Origin of the sequence: Lacticaseibacillus sharpeae JCM 1186 = DSM 20505 (genome assembly GCF_001436225.1) — a bacterium.
In the GTDB taxonomy this organism is placed as follows: domain Bacteria; phylum Bacillota; class Bacilli; order Lactobacillales; family Lactobacillaceae; genus Lacticaseibacillus; species Lacticaseibacillus sharpeae.
The window spans coordinates 14,012-33,036 of record NZ_AYYO01000027.1 but is presented as its reverse complement, the minus strand read 5'-3'; the positions used below and the strand labels follow the sequence as shown (position 1 = coordinate 33,036).

The 19,025-nt window shown below is 52.4% G+C and carries 18 protein-coding genes; 9 read left to right on the top strand and 9 right to left on the bottom strand.

From position 1 onward, the window contains the following. Nucleotides 1–67: 67 nt before the first annotated feature. From FC18_RS12425 to FC18_RS06575, 4 genes are all read right to left on the bottom strand, one after another. The gene (locus FC18_RS12425) at nt 68–898 is read right to left on the bottom strand and encodes a sensor histidine kinase (protein WP_420806090.1); all 831 of its coding nucleotides are present in this window, start codon (nt 896–898) and stop codon (nt 68–70) included. Nucleotides 899–1,229: 331 nt separating this feature from the next. Beyond that, nucleotides 1,230–1,955, bottom strand: coding sequence for a LytR/AlgR family response regulator transcription factor (locus FC18_RS06585; protein ID WP_054679614.1), 726 nt, complete (start codon nt 1,953–1,955; stop codon nt 1,230–1,232). A gap of 187 nt (nt 1,956–2,142) precedes the next feature. Continuing rightward, nucleotides 2,143–2,985 (bottom strand): aldo/keto reductase, encoded by an 843-nt coding sequence (locus FC18_RS06580; RefSeq protein ID WP_054679618.1) that lies wholly within the window; start codon nt 2,983–2,985, stop codon nt 2,143–2,145. Nucleotides 2,986–3,032: 47 nt separating this feature from the next. Further along, on the bottom strand, nt 3,033–4,226 hold the full coding sequence (locus FC18_RS06575; protein WP_054679621.1) for an ATP-binding protein: 1,194 nt from the start codon (nt 4,224–4,226) through the stop codon (nt 3,033–3,035). A 769-nt stretch (nt 4,227–4,995) separates the two neighbouring features. Between FC18_RS06575 and FC18_RS06570 the strand changes: the two genes are divergently transcribed. Continuing rightward, entirely contained in the window at nt 4,996–5,277 is a 282-nt protein-coding gene (locus FC18_RS06570; protein ID WP_054679624.1) for a hypothetical protein, read from the top strand. A gap of 38 nt (nt 5,278–5,315) precedes the next feature. On the opposite strand, the gene FC18_RS06565 is transcribed toward FC18_RS06570, so the two are convergent. After that, nucleotides 5,316–6,566 carry a hypothetical protein gene (locus FC18_RS06565; RefSeq protein ID WP_056975796.1) on the bottom strand — a complete coding sequence of 417 codons (1,251 nt, stop codon included), beginning with the start codon at nt 6,564–6,566 and terminating at the stop codon, nt 5,316–5,318. A 181-nt stretch (nt 6,567–6,747) separates the two neighbouring features. Next, complete coding sequence (locus tag FC18_RS06560; protein WP_225353736.1) at nt 6,748–7,149, bottom strand: nucleotidyltransferase family protein; 402 nt, start codon at nt 7,147–7,149, stop codon at nt 6,748–6,750. Nucleotides 7,150–7,308: 159 nt separating this feature from the next. Between FC18_RS06560 and FC18_RS06555 the strand changes: the two genes are divergently transcribed. Both FC18_RS06555 and FC18_RS06550 read left to right on the top strand, forming a co-directional pair. Continuing rightward, nucleotides 7,309–8,187 carry an aldose 1-epimerase family protein gene (locus FC18_RS06555; RefSeq protein WP_054679676.1) on the top strand — a complete coding sequence of 293 codons (879 nt, stop codon included), beginning with the start codon at nt 7,309–7,311 and terminating at the stop codon, nt 8,185–8,187. A 165-nt stretch (nt 8,188–8,352) separates the two neighbouring features. After that, nucleotides 8,353–8,742: a DUF1093 domain-containing protein gene (locus FC18_RS06550; RefSeq protein ID WP_054679636.1), complete on the top strand. Its 390-nt coding sequence runs from the start codon at nt 8,353–8,355 to the stop codon at nt 8,740–8,742. A 52-nt stretch (nt 8,743–8,794) separates the two neighbouring features. Here the strand turns inward: FC18_RS06550 and FC18_RS06545 are convergent, their stop codons facing one another. Further along, a complete protein-coding gene (locus tag FC18_RS06545) occupies nt 8,795–9,055 on the bottom strand; it encodes an AbrB/MazE/SpoVT family DNA-binding domain-containing protein (protein WP_054679638.1) in 261 nt (86 codons plus the stop codon). Between the two features lie 117 nt (nt 9,056–9,172). On the opposite strand from FC18_RS06545, the gene FC18_RS06540 reads away from it, so the two are divergent. Next, nucleotides 9,173–10,969 carry a glycerophosphoryl diester phosphodiesterase membrane domain-containing protein gene (locus FC18_RS06540; protein ID WP_056975794.1) on the top strand — a complete coding sequence of 599 codons (1,797 nt, stop codon included), beginning with the start codon at nt 9,173–9,175 and terminating at the stop codon, nt 10,967–10,969. Between the two features lie 72 nt (nt 10,970–11,041). Here FC18_RS06540 and FC18_RS06535 read toward each other — a convergent pair whose 3' ends face one another. After that, a complete protein-coding gene (locus FC18_RS06535; RefSeq protein ID WP_056975792.1) occupies nt 11,042–12,409 on the bottom strand; it encodes a PTS transporter subunit IIC in 1,368 nt (455 codons plus the stop codon). 718 nt (nt 12,410–13,127) lie between these two features. Here FC18_RS06535 and lacT point away from each other — a divergent pair. From lacT to FC18_RS12065, 5 genes are all read left to right on the top strand, one after another. Next, nucleotides 13,128–13,988, top strand: coding sequence for a transcription antiterminator LacT (gene lacT, locus FC18_RS06530; RefSeq protein ID WP_054679644.1), 861 nt, complete (start codon nt 13,128–13,130; stop codon nt 13,986–13,988). 33 nt (nt 13,989–14,021) lie between these two features. After that, on the top strand, nt 14,022–15,746 hold the full coding sequence (locus FC18_RS06525) for a lactose-specific PTS transporter subunit EIIC (protein ID WP_054679647.1): 1,725 nt from the start codon (nt 14,022–14,024) through the stop codon (nt 15,744–15,746). A gap of 23 nt (nt 15,747–15,769) precedes the next feature. Beyond that, nucleotides 15,770–17,194, top strand: a complete 1,425-nt coding sequence (lacG, locus tag FC18_RS06520) for a 6-phospho-beta-galactosidase (RefSeq protein ID WP_056975789.1) — start codon at nt 15,770–15,772, stop codon at nt 17,192–17,194. 119 nt (nt 17,195–17,313) lie between these two features. Continuing rightward, a complete protein-coding gene (locus tag FC18_RS06515; protein WP_054679650.1) occupies nt 17,314–17,649 on the top strand; it encodes a PTS lactose/cellobiose transporter subunit IIA in 336 nt (111 codons plus the stop codon). A 97-nt stretch (nt 17,650–17,746) separates the two neighbouring features. Next, the gene (locus FC18_RS12065; protein ID WP_156300942.1) at nt 17,747–17,923 is read left to right on the top strand and encodes a hypothetical protein; all 177 of its coding nucleotides are present in this window, start codon (nt 17,747–17,749) and stop codon (nt 17,921–17,923) included. 54 nt (nt 17,924–17,977) lie between these two features. On the opposite strand, the gene FC18_RS06510 is transcribed toward FC18_RS12065, so the two are convergent. Further along, entirely contained in the window at nt 17,978–19,006 is a 1,029-nt protein-coding gene (locus FC18_RS06510; RefSeq protein ID WP_054679653.1) for an aldose epimerase family protein, read from the bottom strand. Nucleotides 19,007–19,025 lie beyond the last annotated feature (19 nt).

Below are 19,025 nucleotides of genomic sequence, written 5' to 3'. Positions count from 1 at the left end.
CACGTCCAGCGGTCAGTAACTAGTAAAAAAGGAGAACCAACAATGTTTGTTAGTCCCCCTGTTTTACTCACGCCGATATGCGGATTAGCGGCAGCAGTACTTCCGTCACGAACACGCCCTCTTCGTATTGGCGGTTAATGATGCCGTGGTACTTTGCGACCAGGGCATTGATGCGGCGAATCCCGAGGCCGCGCTTGTCGTTCTTCGTGGACGCGTAGTTGATGTCAATCACCTGATCAGCACGGCGACTGTTGGTGACCGAGATGTACAATTGCTGCTTTTCGATGGCGATGTAAACGCGGATGAATCGCGTCGTGGGGTCGGGTTGCTCACTGGCAGCCTCAATGGCATTGTCCAGCACGTTGCCGAGGATGACAACCAGGTCGATGTCGGAAATCAGGGGTTGGTGGCCGACGAATACGGAGACGTCGGTGGCGATTTGGGCTTTCTCAGCCAAGGCGAGCTTGGAGTTAACGACTGCGTCCATGACGGTGTTGCCAGAGTGGACGATATCGTCAATCTCATCAAGCTTATCTTCCAGCTGGTTGAGATAGTCGTGGGCCTGCTGCAGCTGGTCATCATGCAGGTAGTACTTGAGGGCTTGCAGGTGGTCGTGGTAGTCATGCCGCCAGCCGCGAATGTTGGCGTACAGCCCGTTGATTTCGGTAGTGTAGTGCGCCATGATTTTGTCCAGCGACCGCGCGTAGACCATGTCCGTTTCGTGGAATAGGTAATCAAGCAGCATTTTGGTTAACCATAGCGTGCCCGCCCAGGCGCAGAGGGTAAGGACTTGCACCCATGCGCTAGTGATTGCGGACAGGGCGATGAAGATCAGGTGCAGGGCAAGCAGCAACACTTGTAGCGGCCGGTAGTTTTGCCGACTGCCGGTGGTGAGGATGTGCAAAATGGCGGCGAGGAGCAGCGTGAGCACTAGTGCGGGTTGCAGCGGAATTACGAACACCGCTACCCCGACAGCTAGCAGCAGAATTGCGGGAATGAAGCCGCCGCGGTTCCTGGTGGCTGACCGTAGCCAGCGCGTCAGGCTGACCCCAGCCAGCAGGATGAGGGTGATGCCGTTGCCCGCAACCCAGGGCAGAGCAAGTAGGGGCAGGCAAACGAGCAGTGCGATGAGGTACGGGTGCGCGATTTTGGTTTCGTTACTGGTGCCAGTGACAATTAATGCGAGCACGATGGCTGGCAGCGCGCTGGTCAGCCAGTGGGGGAGTTCGCTAAGCATGACTGCCACCCCCGTCTTGGCTCAAGCTGCGGTAGTGCTGCAGCAGCTGCGCTTTGAGAGTGGTGCGTTTGCCACGGGCGACGGGGATGCTGGTGCCGTCGCTGAGCAACAAGTCGCTATTTTCCAGTGAGCTGACGAAATTCAGGTTGGCGATGAATGCCCGGTGGACGCGAACAAAGCTCGCGCCCGTCAGCTGTTCTTGCAGGTGGTCCAGCGTGTCCTTGAACGTTAAATCATCAGTTTGGGTGTGCACGGTGAGGTAGTGGCCACTGGCTTCCACGTAGCGAATGTCATAGAGGTACACGCGCTGCAGGTTGCCGTGAATACTGAGCATGATGGCTTCGGGTTGCATGCGGGACTCCGCCTTCGACAGCAAACCTGCCAGTTTCGGGGCCGTCAGCGGCTTCATGATGTAGGCAAGCGCGTCGACGTCGTACCCATCGAACACGTACTGTTCATAGTTACTGAGGAAAGCGATGGCGATGTTGGCGTCCCGCGCCCGGATGCTCTTGGCCAGCGTCATGCCGTCGCGTCCGGTAAGGCGGATGTCCAGCAGCAGGAAGTCGAAGGCGGTGTCTGGCAGGGCAAACAGGAGGGCCTCGGCAGATTCGAAGTTCGTCCACGTTAGTTCCTGGTTATGTTCAGTTTGGTAAGCGGTGAGGAGGGCGGTTGTTGTGGCGCGAGTTGCGGCGTCATCCTCGACAATGGCGATGTGCATGGTGACACCTTCTTTTATGTATGATTAGCCAGGTTAATCATGCACTTGTTGGCTGGATGGCGTCAATGGGAGATTCGGTCTTGCCCGGAAGAAAAGCTGAGCAATACTAAGCACAGCACGATTATGAAAATGTATCAAAACAGGCCGCCATTCTGCGCGTATGCAGAGTTGCGGCCTGTTTGCGTTCTTAGTATTCGTTGTGGTCTTCACCGGGTGCCGTATCGTTCATGGCGTTCAGTGCCGCCATGTCGGCTGGACTGATGATGAAGTCGAGCTTGGTGTTTTCCACCACGTGATCTGCACCGATTGCTTTTGGCAGCGGCACAATCCCGTTTTGCAGGACGTAGCGAATCGCGAGCTGGGCGACGGTGACGTCGTAGTGTCCAGCGATGGCGGCGACGTCCTGGTTGCCAAAGAGGAAGCCAGTTGCGAGTGGTGAGAAGCCTTCGACGAGCAGACCGTGGGCGCGGGCGCAGTCAACGTTGGCAGCTTCGCGGTAGCCGATGTAGAACTGCAGCTGCAGGGCCATTGGCGTGATGCGGCTGTGGGCGTACAAGTATTCCTGGTCGGCCACGTTGAAGTTGGAGATTCCGATGGCGCGGAACTTGCCGGCGTCATAGGCGTCTTCCATGGCACGCCAAGCTTCGGCGTTGCCTTCTTTGTAGTCGGCACCCAGTTCGGCCCATGGCCATGGGGCGTGGATGAGGTAGAGGTCAATGTAGCCGAGGTCGAGTTTAGTGAGCGATTCGTCGATGGCCTTAGCCGCATCCGCGTACGTTTTCGCTTCTGCGGGGAGCTTACTGGTGACGAAAATTTGGTCACGCGCAATGCCGGAGTCGCGAATTGCTGCACCGACACTTGCTTCATTACGGTAAGCGGTCGCTGTGTCGATATGGCGATAACCTGCCTTCAAGGCGTTAGCGACGGAGGTGTAGGCAACGTCGCCAGCAGGAATCTGCCAAGTGCCGAATCCGACTTGCGGAATCTTGACGCCGTTTGGAAGGGTGAATGGATCGGTGATGATACTCATAGTGAACCAACTTTCTGGACGGATGTGTCCGGGTGATTATGGTAAGTTTAATTCTTGTTCAGCAACCAATCAACAACCGGAATTACCGGGATGCCATCAATCTCATTGAGCTCGTATGGATGCTGAGTGATGAGAACTTTTTTATAATTGTCGGGAATGTGGAGCAGGTTGTCGGTCTCGTGCCCATTTTCTGGCACGGTGTAAGTGACCTGGATGTAGAGGTATTCATCGTGGCGTTTGGCGATAAAGTCAATTTCGGTGCTGTCCAGTTTGCCGATGTCCACACTGTACCCGCGCCGTAGTAGTTCGATATAGACGATGTTCTCGAGTTGTTTGCCCATGTTGCCAGCGCGATAACCGACAGCGTTGTAACGCAAACCATTATCAACGATGAAATACTTGCCGGCGGTGCGCAGATAGTTGCGACCACGAATGTCGTATTGTTGGGCACGGTAGAACAAGAACGCATTTTGCAACAGAATTAGATAGCGATCAAGTGTGTGTGCGTTAGTCGAAAAACCAGCACTATTCAGTGTACCTACAATTTTGTTTGTATTCACCAGCTGTCCCACGTTATCCGCCAGATAACTGATGAGTGCGCGCAGAATACCCACATCACGGATGCTGCCTCGCTGTGCAACATCTTTAAGTATGATTGAATCATAAATTCCGCTGATAATTGATTCCTTCAGCGGTGACTGAGCCATCGTTACCGCTGGAAAGCCACCAAATTTTTCGTATTCGATGAATGCTTGATCGACAGCACGTGAATTCGGGTCAATATTCTTAGCCGCGAGAAATTCGGCGAATGAAAAAGGAAATACGTTAATACGCACGTATCGGCCACTAATAAGCGTGGCTAGTTCGCCTGAAAGCAGACTGGCATTGGATCCGGTGACTACGATATTGCAGTTAAAGGACACACGAACACCATTAATCACGCGTTGCCAACCGTTAATCTGTTGAATCTCGTCCAGGAGCAAGTACTGTTGCCGATTGTGAACCAATTTGCTGGCGAGCAAAGTGTGTAGCTGATCTTCGGTACGAATGGTTTGCAGGTCGAAATCCTCAAAGTTTAGGTGGATTATGTCCGTTTGGTTTACACCGCTAGTCAGCAGATGGTCGCGATACTGTTCGAGCAGTACCGATTTGCCGGAGCGGCGTACTCCAGTGATAACCTTGATTAAGTCGTTGTCCTGAAACTGGATTAGTTGGTTTAAATATTTCGTGCGTTCGATCATCATGGCGGCCTCCAATTATTTTCATTATCTGAAGTATAGTTCAAAAATAGGGGTGATTCCATACACATTTGAAGTACACTTCAAATGTGTAACGAGTGGTTTGGAAATCTTCTTCAGCTCGAAAAGTGTTTGGGTGATGAACATGGCGGGCACCAGTCCTTAGTGGGGATCATACATAATGAACCACGCAGGGCGCGCTGGCAATAGCTATGCTGAAAATTTGGTGCAGGTAACGGAGCAAAAACGATGTGGCGATGACGGCACGTTGAAAAGTCGGAACCTCCGAGCGGTTGATTCGTAGTTAACAGTAACGCTTATGCTTCTGGCTCAATGATGTGTAGCAGCGGCCACCGACTTGCCCATTGTTTCTTGGCGATGCGGTCATGGTAAATGTCGCCAATGGTAAGTTAATTCTTGTTCAGCAACCAATCAACAACCGGAATGAGAAGTATGGGCAAACGTTCAGCGGAAATAGGTAAAAGCACCAATACACGTAGATTTTTCAACAAGGTGGACAAATGCCATTAGTAACTGAGGTACAACTTGGTATTGATATAAAACTGTGTAAGCGTATAAAGACATACTAAGTAGTGAGCAACGCTTAAGTTATGCCACATTAATCGTTTGCTTATATCGAAAAGATTAATTTATTTATGAAAAATCCTTGACGGGGGGGTTAAGCAATCTTGTATTCTATAAATAAAGGATAAGTAATAAGCCCGAAGCGCATTGTTGCCAGACACTGAACGTCAAAAAGGAGGGAATCCTTATGAAGAAGATTCTATTTACTGCTTTAGCTGTATTCTCCGTCGCAATGTCCAGCGCCTCAGTTACAGTGGGTGCGGCGACGGGAACTGGGATCAGCAATGTTACGGCGTTGAAGGCTGTGGCATTTTCCAAGATTGCCATTGTTGATCAAGGGCCAAGCCTTAGTGGTACAGTTGAAATAACGTATCAAAGCACGCTTTCGCTTGTTCCTGGTAAGCTTGACGGGAAATACTATGTTTACGAAGTTGATGGTGTTGAACGTTCAGCTGCTTACTATCTATAACTGACAAATGGCGCGGTATATAGAAAAGAGTCTTCTGCTTAGAAGGCTCTTTTCTGCTGGAATGCTTTAATTACAGCAGCTATAATCGTGGCCGCTCCAGTCCAGAAAACTGTGACGGCAGTAAAATTGACCATGCCAACTGAACCAAATGGCGCAAAGTGAAGTATTAGCTGTGGCAAATTAATGAAGTGTGCTGGAATATATGCGGCAACTGATGCGGGAAAGAGTGCGAGGATTCCGAGCTGCTGTGCGAAGGATACGATTACAAGCCAGAACACTATTGTGATTTGGTTTCTTGTCAATTGGTGCAAGATAACAGTTAGTCCGCTTAGCTGAATAAACCAAAGTGTGTAGTAAATCAGTGCTTTTGCGAGTATTAAGATAAGAGGATTGGATGCAAAATCTCCGTTTGTAAAGATGATAATCGGAAAATTAAACACACCCAAATTGTGGCCAGGAGTCATTGCGGTAACTAAGATGATGGCAGCATAAGCAAGCAGTATAATTCCTTCAAAGACAATAAGTGCGGCAAGAGCGCGTGACACGTAAAGACGTGAATCACCGAGCGGGGATAAACGGGCAAGCGAATCAGTAAATGTTTTACGTTTGTTGCTGAAGACTGAGGCACAGAGAACGATACCAATAATCCAGATTACCATAGTAACAGCTAGTGGTTTTGAGTGAGTGTCATACTCGCCCCAACCAATTATTGTTGGTAAAATAAGGTTTAAAGCATCGCTGTATACGCTGATTGCGGCGATTTTTGTCGGCGCGTATTTTAATATCGCGCTTTGCTGGGTGCGGAATAATTTGTCAGATGGGACGTGACTAGTCATTGCGCTACCCAATAACCAAATAGCGAGCTCGTAGTTGGCTGGATTGGGGTGCGAGGTTAATAATTCTGAGGATAGCTGATTTACCTTTTGAAATTTATTTGTAGCTAACAACGGAAGTGCCTTGTTGTAAAAATTAACAATCCGCCGCTCTTTTTTAAGTTCTGAAGGTAATAGGCCGCTTTTAATGGCACCGATTTTTAACCTATGCAGGGCAAAAGTCCGATCTACCCTCATTCTTGTCATTAAATCTTGCTTTAACTCTTCTTTGCCAGAATTTTTAGCAGTTGTGCTAAGTAATATGCTATTTTCTGGGTTATATGACCGTCCATAAGTCGGCTGCGTTAACTCATGCCCCACCGGAATCGCCAGCGTCACCACGAGCAACACAAATAGTGCCACAACGAGCGGCTTGGAAATCTTCTTCAGCTCGAAAAGTGTTTGGGTGATGAACATGGCGGGCACCAGTCCTTAGTGGGGATTAGTTGGGTTGCATACATAATGAACCACGCAGGGCGTGCTGGCAATAGCTATGCTGAAAATTTGACGCAGGTACCGAGGCAAAAACGATGTGGCGATGACGGCACGTTGAAAAAGCGAAACCTCCGAGCGGTTGATTCGTAGTTAACAGTAACGCTTATGCTTCTGGATCAATGATGTGTAGCAGCGGCCACCGACTTGCCCATTGTTTCTTGGCGATGCGGTCATGGTAAATGTCGCTATACGTTTGCGCACTAAAAATCGGAATTAAGCGGCATTGCAAATTAACCAAGTCACTAACGCCGTACGGGGCGATGAGGTGCAACACATCCTGGTCGTCTAGGTACGCGCCCACACAGGTTGGGGTTTCGACGAAGTGGGCGATGGCGTCGGTCGTGTCCGTGAATGGCTGCGCGTCGGCGGTGTCGTAGGCGTACATGTAGACCTCGTTTTTAACTTCCCAATGATTTTGCTGGTGCTGTTGTATGGTAGCTACAATTACTATCGGTTCTACCGTGTGGGCAGAAACTAGGTCCGGATTGTGAACAGATACGGCCACGTGACGATTTTCGTGGTTGTCTCTGTTCACTTTTGTTTATTTTACGAAAAAATGTAAACATTTCCAGCCAAATACGATACAATGAAAGCGGATAAAATTTTGTGCCGTGGTTCATGGTCGAGCATTCACGGCGCGGGGAAAGAGGAACACATTTTGAGCATGATTACGATTGAGAACGACCAGTTCAGCGCCGAGATTAACCGGCTGGGGGCGGAACTGACAACCCTGACGCGTAAGGCGGACGGGCGCCAATACATCTGGAACGACACCGAGGGCAAGTACTGGGGCCGCCACGCACCAATTCTGTTCCCATCAATTGGTAAGTCGAACAACGACCAGTACACGCTGGCCGGCGACAAGTTTGGCATGAAGCAGCACGGGTTTGCACGTGACTACGAGTTCAGTTCCGTGACTAAGGAAGGCACGAACTCTGTGACCTTGACCCAGCACGCAAACGGCGAAACGGAAGCGTCCTACCCATTCGCCTACGCGCTGTCCGTGACCTACACGCTCACCGCTAGTGGCCTGGAAGTGAGCTACACCGTGGCTAACGGGGACGACAAGCCAATGCCATTTGCCCTTGGTTCCCACCCAGGTTTCGCACTCAGCCAGCCACTGGAGAACTACACGGTCACCGTGAACGGCGCCAAGACGCCACTGACCAAGTTCGGTATCGGACCCGTGCCATTCCGCAACGGTGCAGTTGAACCATTCACCGAAGCCAAGGGTAACACCGTGCCCCTCAGCCACGAACTGCTCGATGACGGCCTGATTATCATCAACGCCCCTGAAGCAACCAGCGCAACGTTGGCCGCAAACGATGGTAGCTACAGTGTTGAACTCAGCCTGCAAGACTTCCCATACCTGACGCTGTGGAGTCCTGAACACAAGAACGCACCGTTCGTTTGTGTCGAACCATTCAACGGTCTGCCTGATCAGGCCGCAGATGCGCCAACGGACTGGTTCAAGAAGGCCGGCAACACGACCTTGGCGGCGAACGCGAGTGCTACGTTCGGCTACACGGCAACGCTCAACTAAGTAGATATTGATGAATGGACTCAGGGTGTACGCAGTGGTGGACACCCCGGGTCCATTTTTGCACATAGATAAGCCTTTGGTCTGATTGCTAAACCCCTGGGCAAAATGCTAATCTATGGTTATTGAATAACACACCGAAATTATTTGGGCATGGAGGTAATAGCAATGAAGAAGGTTATTGGCTGGCTAATCGCACTGGTGATTGTGGCGTTCGCGGGGTTCAAGGCGTACACCTACTGGGACAGCACGTATAACGGGACGACGGCGTACGCGATTGTGCAGGACGCAACGAAGCACAAGTCCAAGACCAGCAAGGGTGAAGACTACAAGGTTGATGGTCAGCAGCAGTACTACTACAGCTACGACTTCAAGTGGATCACCGAAGACGGCAAGGAACTGAACGTGGGCTGGGAAAGCCGCGAAAGCTCTAACCCGACGCAGCTGGCTGCCGGCACGATTGTGAAGGCGGAGGTTTCTTCCAAGCGTGTCATCAAGGGCCCGAACTCTGTGAACAAGGCGCAGGTGCCAAGTGAAGTGATGGGCAAGCTGCAGTAAGCGGATCAGACGAAAAACTCCCTCATGGCGCGTGCCGTGAGGGAGTTTTACATTATCCGTTTTGCATCCAGTTGTGAAAACTAGGGGCTTTTCGTGGATCATAGTGGCCGTTGTTGTCTAGTTCTACGGTTTCGGTTGGCGTATCTTTAAACATTTTCTCCCAATCATCTGCAGTAGGTAATGGGGTGAGGACTATTTTGCCATCTGCTGCTGTAACTGTGAATTCAGTTTGTGGCTTGATATTAAGCTCACGTCTGATTTCTTGCGGAATGGTGACCCGGCCACGGGATGATAGTTTGACGGAATTAGTCATAATAATGTCTCCTTGGATCTTTATGCCACGACGTATCCATCTATATTTTAACGCGTACGCATTGTCAGTTGTACAGTACAATAGTAGTAATCAAGCAAAATGGGAGTTCTGGGAAAAATGAATTCGTTACGTTACGTCTGGGCCAACGCCCGTGAATTTGGCCAGCGGTGGCTGCAATATCTGCTCGTTGTGGGCCTGGTTGGGGGCGCCGTCTCGGGCATCGTGATTCCGGTACTGCGCTGGCTCACCCGCGTGGTGCTGGTGGCCGGTGGCGTGCCGTATTTGACCCTGACCAATGCACTGGACGTGGCGGTGCACCACCCGCTGGTTGCCGCGGAGTTATTAGTGTTAGGCCTGGCGCTGCTGGTAATCTTCTACCTGCAATTCGCCATTATGTTGGGGGCGGTCGCGATTATTCGTCAGCGGCAGAGCTATCATTTCGGACAGATTGTCGCCGAAGCATTGCGCGACCTGCGCCACTTGCGGCCCGGCTCCTTCCTGTTTTTTGCCCTGTATGCCTTGCTGATCGTGCCGCTGGCGGGGTTCATCGTGGGTTCGAGTCTGCTGGCAAAAGTGCAGGTGCCACTGTTCATCATCGACTACTTGATGCGGTATCCGCTCTACAGCGTGCTGGTCGCCATCTTGTATGTGCTCATGTTCTACCTCGGATTGCGCTGGCTCCTCGTTTTGCCCAAGGCGATTTTGGACGACATGCCGCTAGTGCAGGCGGCCGGGGCGAGTTGGCGGGCAACTAAGGGCCGCTTTTGGTTCTACTTTTGGCGCACATTTTGGCTGGGGAACCTCATCCTGGTGGTGACGTACGGGTACGGGGAAATCCTGGTGCAGCTGCAGCGGTGGCTGGACACCCAGAGTTTTGCGTACGCCGCGGGCATCGTCGTGATGTCGGCATTAGTGCTGGGCAAACTGCTGCTGAGCGGGGCGGGGAGTGCGATGTACTTGATCTTCCTGACCGCACCGGATGACGTGCACCAGGGCGTGGAAATTTTCCTCGCCGACCGGGCGTCCCGCCTGCCGCGCGTAATTAAGGTGGCACTGAGCGTGTTCATGATCGGGGCCACAGCCATGATGCTGATGTTTAGTGCCGTGTACCTTAAGGGCGGCCTCGACAGCCACCCGCTCACGATTTCCCACCGCGGCGTCGATGCGGGTAACGGGGTCCAGAACACGATTCCGGCGCTGCAGAAGACGGCGAAAGAGCACCCCGATTACGTCGAGATGGACCTGCATGAAACCCGTGACCACCAGTTCGTGGTGCTCCACGACGAGAACCTGCAGGAACTGGCGGGCGTGAACAAGGCGCCGCGCGAACTGACCCTTGCCCAGCTGCAGCGGCTGACGGTTCGCGAAAATGGGCACCACGCCAAGCTGGCAAGCTTCGATGCGTACCTGGCGGCGGCCGCACGCCTGCACCAGAAGCTGATTGTCGAAATCAAGACGACATCAAACGACAGCAAAGGCATGCTGCAACGGTTTATCGCTAAGTACGCGGCCACGCTGGTCAAGCATGGCGACCGCGTGCACTCGATGAACTACCAGGTGGTCACGACGCTGCGGCGGCAGGTGCCGGATTTGTACACGAGCCTGATTCTGCCGTACGCCCTGGTGGCACCGCAGACGGACGCGAACGCCTACACCTTCGAGGAAACCACGCTCGACGACACGCTGGTCGATGCCGCCCATAAGCAGCACCAGGCAATCTGGGCGTGGACGGTTAACGAAGAGGACGACATGCAGCAGATGCTGTTCGCGGGGGTTGACGGGATCATCACCGACAACCTGCACTTGCTCAAGCAGACCATCCGCAAGTACAACGATAACCCGTCCTACGCCGCGCGGATGCAGTTCTTCAGCAACACGCTGGATGATTTTGCGAATAACGGGGAAATCGACTAGGAAGCAATAGAAAACGCCCATGAACTGCACGGAGGCGGTGTGCAGTTCATGGGCGTTTTTGCAATGTGGCCCTTAATTGGCCGTCTTGTTCAAGTAGGTGTGATTGCGCCGGCGCATGACGCGTGCGTACCAGATGAACAAGGCAACGTAGACGAGAACGCCGACAACCGTGATGCCAATCCATTTAAGGTCCCCGCTACTGCTCTTCCCCAGCGCAATGGCGAGAAACTGCTCAATGGGGCCTTCCTTGGTCGACGCGCCAATGGCCATGATGTGGCTGGCGGTTAAGGCGCGGGTGGCGCTGGTGACAAAGTCGGCGGACAGCGAACCGGCCCAGAGGAACAGTGGCAGTTCAACGGCGCCGATGACGACCATCCGGATGACTTTGCCCCGGGTCACCACCAGTAGTGCCGGGGTGACGCCCATGGCGATGATGCCGCCAAGAGGCAGGATTTTGTTCCCCGGCAAAACGAGCGCCTCAAGAAACATGATGGGTGCCAGGAGGTTAGCGGTCGCCCAGACCTCAGAGCGGGTGGACAGGAAGGCCCAGTCCAGCCCGATACTTAGGGGCTGGTTGCTGCCGGTCCACTTGCTGAGCTTCTCGGTGAGCGCTTGGGACAGTGGATCCAGTGCAGCGGTGAACCAGGAACCGACGATGTTGAAGATTTCCAGGGTCGTTGCCAGGGTGAAGGCGAGCGTGAGGGTGTCTTTAAGCGGCAAGCGGCCGAGCAGACCCACGAACAACCCGATGTACGTCCCCAGCGCGAACCGGCTGCCGGCGAATCCGAGCTTACTGTTCAGCGCCGCGGCGTCAATGTCGAAGCGGTCGAGCCAGCTGAAGCAAAGCGAATAGATGCGGTCGAGTAGCAGCACGATGGGGTTGATCATGTAGTTGAGGTGCGTGGTGGTCATCATGCTGGCAGGGTTGCCGAGCAGATCATCGAAGGTTGGCTTCATCAGGTCCGCGTTGATGAACTTGAAGACGGCGAGGAAGGCGATGAAGAGGAGTACCAGCCAGAGCGGGGCGCCGCAGAATTTCGCGAGCAGCCCGGTGAAGGCTAGGTGCCAGACGTCAAAAATATCGATGTCCAGCGTCTTGGTCCACTGGCGTTTAATCATCACGATGTTCACGGCCACCGCCACGATGATGAAGAGGAACGTGTAGGGCGATGACCAGGTGATGGTCGCAATCGGCGCCCAGCCGACGTCCGCAACAGGCAGATTAATGCCCGTATGCGTGGCGAGTGCGCGCAGTGCGGGCTGATAGACTGTCGACATCAGGCCAACGGTAGCCGCAATCCCGGTGATGGCGATGGCTAGCTTCAGTGCGCCCGCAATTGCATCAGGAATTTTCGCGCCGACGATTAATGTGGCGGCTAGTAAGGTACAGGCCATCGTGATAATGGGATTAGCGAGCAGAAAATCAATGATTGCTTGCATGATGGGCGCCTCCGAAAAAAATTGTATGTAGTGCCGCGGCTGGCGGATTAACGATTATTGGGGTGATCTGTTAAGCTGCTGACCGTGGCCGTGGAGCTAATCATTCATTCATTGTTGGACCACAGGCTAAAAAGGGTAAAAAAAGACCATGGGTGCTCGGGGCTCAATACGATCGCGGAGCAACCATGGTCACGCCTAATTCAATAGTAACGACCCATGTATACTGTAGTTCTCAACGCCACCATCATATCAGGGCCGAGAGAGCTTGTAAACGCTTTTAGCAAATATTTTTTGCGAACTTAACTAAATCACTAAAATTAGGATTGTAAAGTGGCCTTTTCTGAATCCGTGGCCTGGACGCAAAAGTTGATTTTCTTTTGCGTATTTTTATTTTGTGGGCATGCTAAAGCGGGACAGCAGTATTTGTCGTTATTGTTTTGCTATAAGACAAGGGCTTAACACAATCTGAACGTTATCAAAACAAAACCGAACATTTTTATTTTGCGCCCACAACAATTTGCATATCTGCAATGTAAGCGTCGACGGAAAGAAAAATCGCCGCAAAAAGCGTTTACAGAGCCGACAAATATGTTACACTACTGGTGTCGAAAGAAATATTGATTGTGGATTGTGACTATTGAATTAGGCAAGACCATGAATCATAGCGTGAGTATACGCGTGATTTGTGGTCTTTTTGTGTTCTTAGGAGGTGAGTCCCATGCTAAAAATTGCCCAAGTGTTCAACAACAATGCAGTCTTGGTGGATCTCGATAACCAGCGACAGGCCGTTGCGAAGGGCAAAGGTATTGCATTTAAGAAGCGGCGTGGTGATTCGATCCCACCACAGAAGGTTGAAAAGATGTTCTATCTTGAGACCGAGACCTCACGTCAAAACCTGTACTTTCTGCTTAAGGATATTCCAATCGATGTGGTGACGACCACTTACGAAATTATTGATGTTGCGCAACAAAAGTATCACATCGGTGTCCTGGATTACATCTACATCACGTTAAGCGACCACATCTTTGGCGCGTTCAAACGTTACCGTGATGGTTCCTACATCGACAGCATGGTTCCAGATTTGCACGTTCAATACGAGAACGAGTACGCCGCGGCGTACGAAGCGCTCGACATTATTCACCGGAACTTGGGGATTCGGTTCCCCGATTCCGAGGCGAAGAACATCGCCCTACATTTTATCAACGCTATTGGGCAAAGTGACAACGAGCCGAAATTCGGCGAGGTGCAGGAAGCCAGTGTTAGCGACCTGGTACAGCGCGTACTTAAGCGCCACGGCATTCTGCGTTCCAATAGTAACAGCAATTATTATGACCGCTTCATGATTCACCTGCAGTACCTGGTTGATCGCCTGCAACACTCGAATGGCGACATAACCGTGATTTTGCCCAAGGTGGTTGCGGAGCTCGAGGACAGTTACCCCCGGTCATACGCAATCGCTACCGAAATATTCGATGAAATTAAACAAAAAGTATATCCAGACATGAGCGAAGACGAACGCCTATACTTCGTCATCCACATTCAGCGTCTAATCACTGAACTGCCCGTGATGAATTCCTAGACTTGCCTTCGTTAGTATTAGGAGGACTGACTCATGAACAAAATGTTTGAAAAACTCAAGCCTGCGTTCGAAGCCGTCGCCGCAAACAAGTACGTGTCTGCGGTGCGTGACGGGTTCATCGCATGTATGCCAATCATCATCTTCTCCAGTATTTTCATGATGATTGCCTACGTTCCAAATGCATGGGGCTACTACTGGCCCGATGCCGTTACCAACACACTCATGATTGCCTACAACTACTCAATGGGGCTGCTGGCACTGTTCGTTGCTGGGACCACGGCCAAGAACTTGACCGACAGTAAGAATCTGGACTTGCCTAAGACAAACCAGATTAACCCAGTTGCCGTAATTATCGCGGCCGAAATTGCCTTCATCATCCTGTCAATCGTACCCCTGAAGACCGGGGTTGACCTGACTTACCTTGGGACTCAAGGTCTGATCTGTGCTTACATTGTTGGGCTCATTGTGCCAAACATCTACTACGTCTGCATTAAGAACAACGTTACCGTTAAGCTGCCACCACAGGTTCCTGGTAACATTGCCCAGTCATTCAAGGACCTGATTCCACTTGGTCTTTCCGTTACTGTTTTCTGGCTCTTCGGTTTCCTGTTCAAGATGGCTACCGGGACGGTTGTTCCACGCTGGATTATCCAGGTTCTGTCCCCAGTCTTCAGTGCTAGTGAAACTTACGTTGGTCTGTGCATCATTGCTGGTGCGATGGCGTTCTTCTGGTTCCTTGGTGTCCAGGGTCCATCCATTGTTTCCCCAGCTGTAATGCCAATCATGATTGCTGACACTGCTGCTAACTTGGCCCAGTACCAGGCTGGCGTGCACGTATCCCACGTCTTCGCGCAGAACGCGATGGACTACGTTATGAACTTCGGGGGTACTGGTTCGACTTTCGTTATCGCTTATGTCCTTGTCCTGCTGGCTAAGTCCAAGCAACTCAAGGCGATTGGGACCGCGGCCATCGTGCCTGCATCCTTCTCCGTTAACGAACCTGTTCTGTTCGGGCTGCCAATCATCATGAACCCAATCTTCTTCATTCCATTCCTGCTGACGCCAATGGTTAACATCTCACTCTTCAAGTTCTTCGTTACGACTCTGGGGATGAACGGGATGATGTACTACCTGCCATGGACGATTCCTGCACCAATTGGGATTGTGGCCGCAACCGGGTTTGCACCACTATCGTTCTTACTCGTGCTGGTGATGATTGTTGTCGACGTCCTGATTTTCCTGCCATTCTTCCGTCAATACGACAAGCAGTTGGTTGCTGAAGAAGCAGAAAAGACGGCGGAACTGGCTGCAAACGGCGTTCAGCCTGCACTTGCCGGTGCAACCGCTAGTGCTACAGTTGCAGCACCTGCTGCAGAAGTTACGACGACCACGGTTGGCGACACTGCGACCGCGGCGAAGACAAATAGCGAGGATTACTTCAAGGAGCATGAAGTTAATGTCATGGTTATCTGTGCTGGTGGTGGTACCAGCGGGATCCTCGCCAACGCGTTGAACAAGCTGTCCAAGGAGCGCGGGCTGAAGCTATCAGCTGCTGCCCGGGCTTATGGGCAAGACATGGATCTGATTCAGAACATGGACATGGTTATCCTGGCACCACAAATGGAAAGCATGAAGGGTAACTTGGAGAAGCTGACCAGCAAGTACGGCGTTAAGCTCGTTACCACCACTGGTCGGCAGTACATCGCCCTCACCAATGACGGCGACATGGCACTCGAATTCGTTGAATCAAATCTGTAATTAGTTAAAAGGGGGACTTACTCGTGAACGGAACTTTTCCAAAAGACTTCATATTCGGGGGCGCAAGTGCGGCTTACCAAGTAGAAGGTGCAACTAAGGAAGACGGCAAGGGCCGGGTACTCTGGGATGACTTCCTGGAGAAGCAAGGGCGGTTCAGCCCCGATCCAGCCGCTGACTTCTACCACCACTACGATGAAGACCTCGCCTTATCGCAGAAGTACGGGGTACAGGCACTCCGGTTGTCGATTGCCTGGTCGCGCATCTTCCCCGATGGCGACGGCGCCGTTGAGCCACGTGGGGTTGCATACTACCACCGGGTGTTCGCGGCCTGCAAGGAGCACCACGTTGAACCATTCGTTACGCTGCACCACTTCGACACACCGGAGAAGCTGCACGAAGAAGGCGACTGGCTCAGTCAGCACATGCTGGATGCGTTCGTTGACTACGCGAAGTTCTGCTTCAAGGAATTCCCTGAAGTTAAGTACTGGATTACGATTAATGAACCAACTTCCATGGCGGTGCAGCAGTACACTAGTGGGACGTTCCCACCAGCTGAAACCGGCCGCTTCGACAAGACTTTCCAAGCCGAGCACAACCAACTCGTGGCCCACGCCCGGATTGTGAATGCGTACAAGGAAATGAACCTTGGCGGGCAGATTGGGATTGTCCACGCATTGCAGACGGTCTACCCATACAGCGATTCCCCTGCAGATCAGCACGCTGCTGCCCTGCAGGATGCCCTCGAGAATCGTCTGTATCTGGATGGCAGTCTTGCCGGCGTGTACGCTCCAGAAACCCTGGCGTTGGTTCAGGAAATCGTGGACAAGAACGATGAACCAATGTTTAAGACCACGCCGGAAGAGCTGGCCGAACTGAAGCTGGCGGCAACACAGCTGGACTTCGTTGGGGTCAACAACTACTTCAGCAAGTGGCTCAAGGCCTACGCTGGTGCATCCGAAACGCATCACAACGGGACTGGGGCCAAGGGGACTTCGGTTTCCCGCCTACACGGCATTGGCGAAGAGAAGTTGCCTGAAGGAATCGAAACCACCGACTGGGACTGGCCAATCTACCCACGCGGCATGCACGACATCCTGATGCGGATTCAAAACGACTACCCACTCACGAAGGCGATTTACGTCACCGAAAACGGGATTGGGCTGAAGGAAGAATTGCCTGCGGGCGCCACGGATGACACCGTGATTCCGGACCCCAAGCGGATTGACTACTTGGGCAAGTACCTGAACGCGATTGCGGATGCGATTAAAGATGGCGCGAACGTGAAGGGCTACTTCATCTGGTCGCTGCAGGATCAGTTCTCCTGGACGAACGGCTACAGCAAGCGTTACGGACTGTTCTTCGTTGACTTCCCAACCCAGAAGCGCTACATCAAGCAGAGCGCGTCCTGGTTCAAGCAGGTCAGCGACACCCACGTCATTCCTGATTAGTTGATTTAGAAAACAGTATAAAAAAAGCATCACTCAGTATCGGTAACGGTATCGAACTAGCTGATGAATTATTGTTCGTACCGTGCGCGGCATCGAACCAAAAAGTGGAGGTATTACTCATGGCAACTAAAGAAGAAATCTCAATGGTAGGTTTTGCACTGGTAGCATACGCGGGAGATGCCCGCACGGCGGCCTTGCATGCCCTAGATGCGGCAGAAGCCGGTGATTTTGACAAGGCGAATAAGTTGGTTGAAGAAGCGCAGAACGACATTAACGACGCGCACAACCAGCAGACGAAGATTCTGACCGAAGAAGCGGGTGGCGCGAACATGGATGTCACCTTCATCATGGTCCACGGCCAGGACACCTTGATGACAACGATGCTTTTGATTGACGAAACGCGTTACTTGATTCGCATGCTGAAGCGGATCAAGGCGCTGGAAGACAAAGCATAGCATTACACTTAAATGGTACGAGCAAAGCACCCGCCGCATGCGGTGGGCGCTTTGCACTACATATTTAACATATGACATATGAAAGGTGGTCACAAGTATGGATTACGGATTGATGGGGGTAGCGGCCCTCGCGCTGATTGTTCTGTTCGTCGCAATGATCAAACCCCACGGTAAGCACAAGGATAAGCAGAGTAAGTACTCACAAACTGATCTGTTCACGCTTGGCCTCGCCGCAGTGCTGGCCACCGTGATTCTGATTGTGAAATTCGCCTAAAAAAACAGTTCGCGCAACGGTTAACCGCTGCACGAACTGTTTTTTTGCGTCTGGCTAGTATTCGATGTGCCAACTGGTTTCCGCGTTAAACGCCTCGCCGGGGAGCAGCGTGATTGCGTTCAGCGTTTTGTCAGCGGTTGGTGGGAACTGCGCTTCGAGGGCCACGCCGTCGTACTGGCCGATATTGGCCGCGACTCCAGTGTGGTTGAAGTGGTTGGCGGTGTAGACGACGATGGATGGGGCCGTCGTCGTTAGGGACAGGCGCCGCTTGCCGTCGCTGCTGGTTAAGGTTGCGGCAACGCGGTGGCCATTCAGGATGAACGGATGGTTTAGCCCGTGCTGGAAACTGATGTCGGGATCCTCATCCTGCACTACCGCACCGAGTTGCCGGCCATCCCGCAGGTCAAAAGCGGTGCGGGCGACGGCGGCCATCCCGAAGCTGGGGATGCTGTTTTGGTCCAGCGGCAGGTAGTTGTCGGCGGCGATTTGCAGCGTCTGGTGCAGAATATCACCGTGACCATCGAGGTTGAAGTACGCGTGGTTAGCGGGGTTGCAGAGGGTCCTGGCATCCGTAATGGCGTGCAGATGGTAGGTGAGGGTGTCAAAGTCATCGAGGGTGTAGGTTGCAGTTAGGTGCATGGTGCCAGGGTAGCCATCGTGGCCGGCATTATCAATCAGGTCGAGAATCACACTGGCCGTGTCTGCAGTTTGCTGCACGCGGAAGGTGAAGACCTGGGTGTCGAAACCTTCTGGGCCCCCGTGTGCGTGGTTCGGTGCGTCGTTGATTGCGAACTGGCGGGTGGTATCGCCATCCTGCCAGGTGCCGGCGGCCATGCGCCCGATGATGCGGCCTACCGTGCCGCCCAGGAAGTTGCGTGCCTTGCTGTAGTCTTCAGGCCGGGGCAGACTCAGAATCATGTTTTCTGGTGCGGTGTGCGAGTCAGCGGCGGGCAAACAGAACTTCTCCAGCGTTGCCCCATAGTTGAGAATGGTGGCGGTGACCCCGTTTTTGTTCTTCAGGGTGATTTCACAGTAGTCCTGCTTATTAACATATTGATACTTACGAATGTTGATGCGTTCCATGCTAAATTCCTCCTTGTGC

Excerpts from the sequence above, each read along its gene's own strand:
- FC18_RS06585 (WP_054679614.1), bottom strand. The coding sequence starts at position 1,955 with ATGCACATCGCCATTGTCGAGGATGACGCCGCAACTCGCGCCACAACA.
- FC18_RS06580 (WP_054679618.1), bottom strand. The coding sequence starts at position 2,985 with ATGAGTATCATCACCGATCCATTCACCCTTCCAAACGGCGTCAAGATT.
- FC18_RS06575 (WP_054679621.1), bottom strand. The coding sequence starts at position 4,226 with ATGATCGAACGCACGAAATATTTAAACCAACTAATCCAGTTTCAGGAC.
- FC18_RS06570 (WP_054679624.1), top strand. The coding sequence starts at position 4,996 with ATGAAGAAGATTCTATTTACTGCTTTAGCTGTATTCTCCGTCGCAATG.
- FC18_RS06565 (WP_056975796.1), bottom strand. The coding sequence starts at position 6,566 with ATGTTCATCACCCAAACACTTTTCGAGCTGAAGAAGATTTCCAAGCCG.
- FC18_RS06555 (WP_054679676.1), top strand. The coding sequence starts at position 7,309 with ATGATTACGATTGAGAACGACCAGTTCAGCGCCGAGATTAACCGGCTG.
- FC18_RS06550 (WP_054679636.1), top strand. The coding sequence starts at position 8,353 with ATGAAGAAGGTTATTGGCTGGCTAATCGCACTGGTGATTGTGGCGTTC.
- FC18_RS06545 (WP_054679638.1), bottom strand. The coding sequence starts at position 9,055 with ATGACTAATTCCGTCAAACTATCATCCCGTGGCCGGGTCACCATTCCG.
- FC18_RS06540 (WP_056975794.1), top strand. The coding sequence starts at position 9,173 with ATGAATTCGTTACGTTACGTCTGGGCCAACGCCCGTGAATTTGGCCAG.
- FC18_RS06535 (WP_056975792.1), bottom strand. The coding sequence starts at position 12,409 with ATGCAAGCAATCATTGATTTTCTGCTCGCTAATCCCATTATCACGATG.
- lacT (WP_054679644.1), top strand. The coding sequence starts at position 13,128 with ATGCTAAAAATTGCCCAAGTGTTCAACAACAATGCAGTCTTGGTGGAT.
- FC18_RS06525 (WP_054679647.1), top strand. The coding sequence starts at position 14,022 with ATGAACAAAATGTTTGAAAAACTCAAGCCTGCGTTCGAAGCCGTCGCC.
- FC18_RS06515 (WP_054679650.1), top strand. The coding sequence starts at position 17,314 with ATGGCAACTAAAGAAGAAATCTCAATGGTAGGTTTTGCACTGGTAGCA.
- FC18_RS12065 (WP_156300942.1), top strand. The coding sequence starts at position 17,747 with ATGGATTACGGATTGATGGGGGTAGCGGCCCTCGCGCTGATTGTTCTG.
- FC18_RS06510 (WP_054679653.1), bottom strand. The coding sequence starts at position 19,006 with ATGGAACGCATCAACATTCGTAAGTATCAATATGTTAATAAGCAGGAC.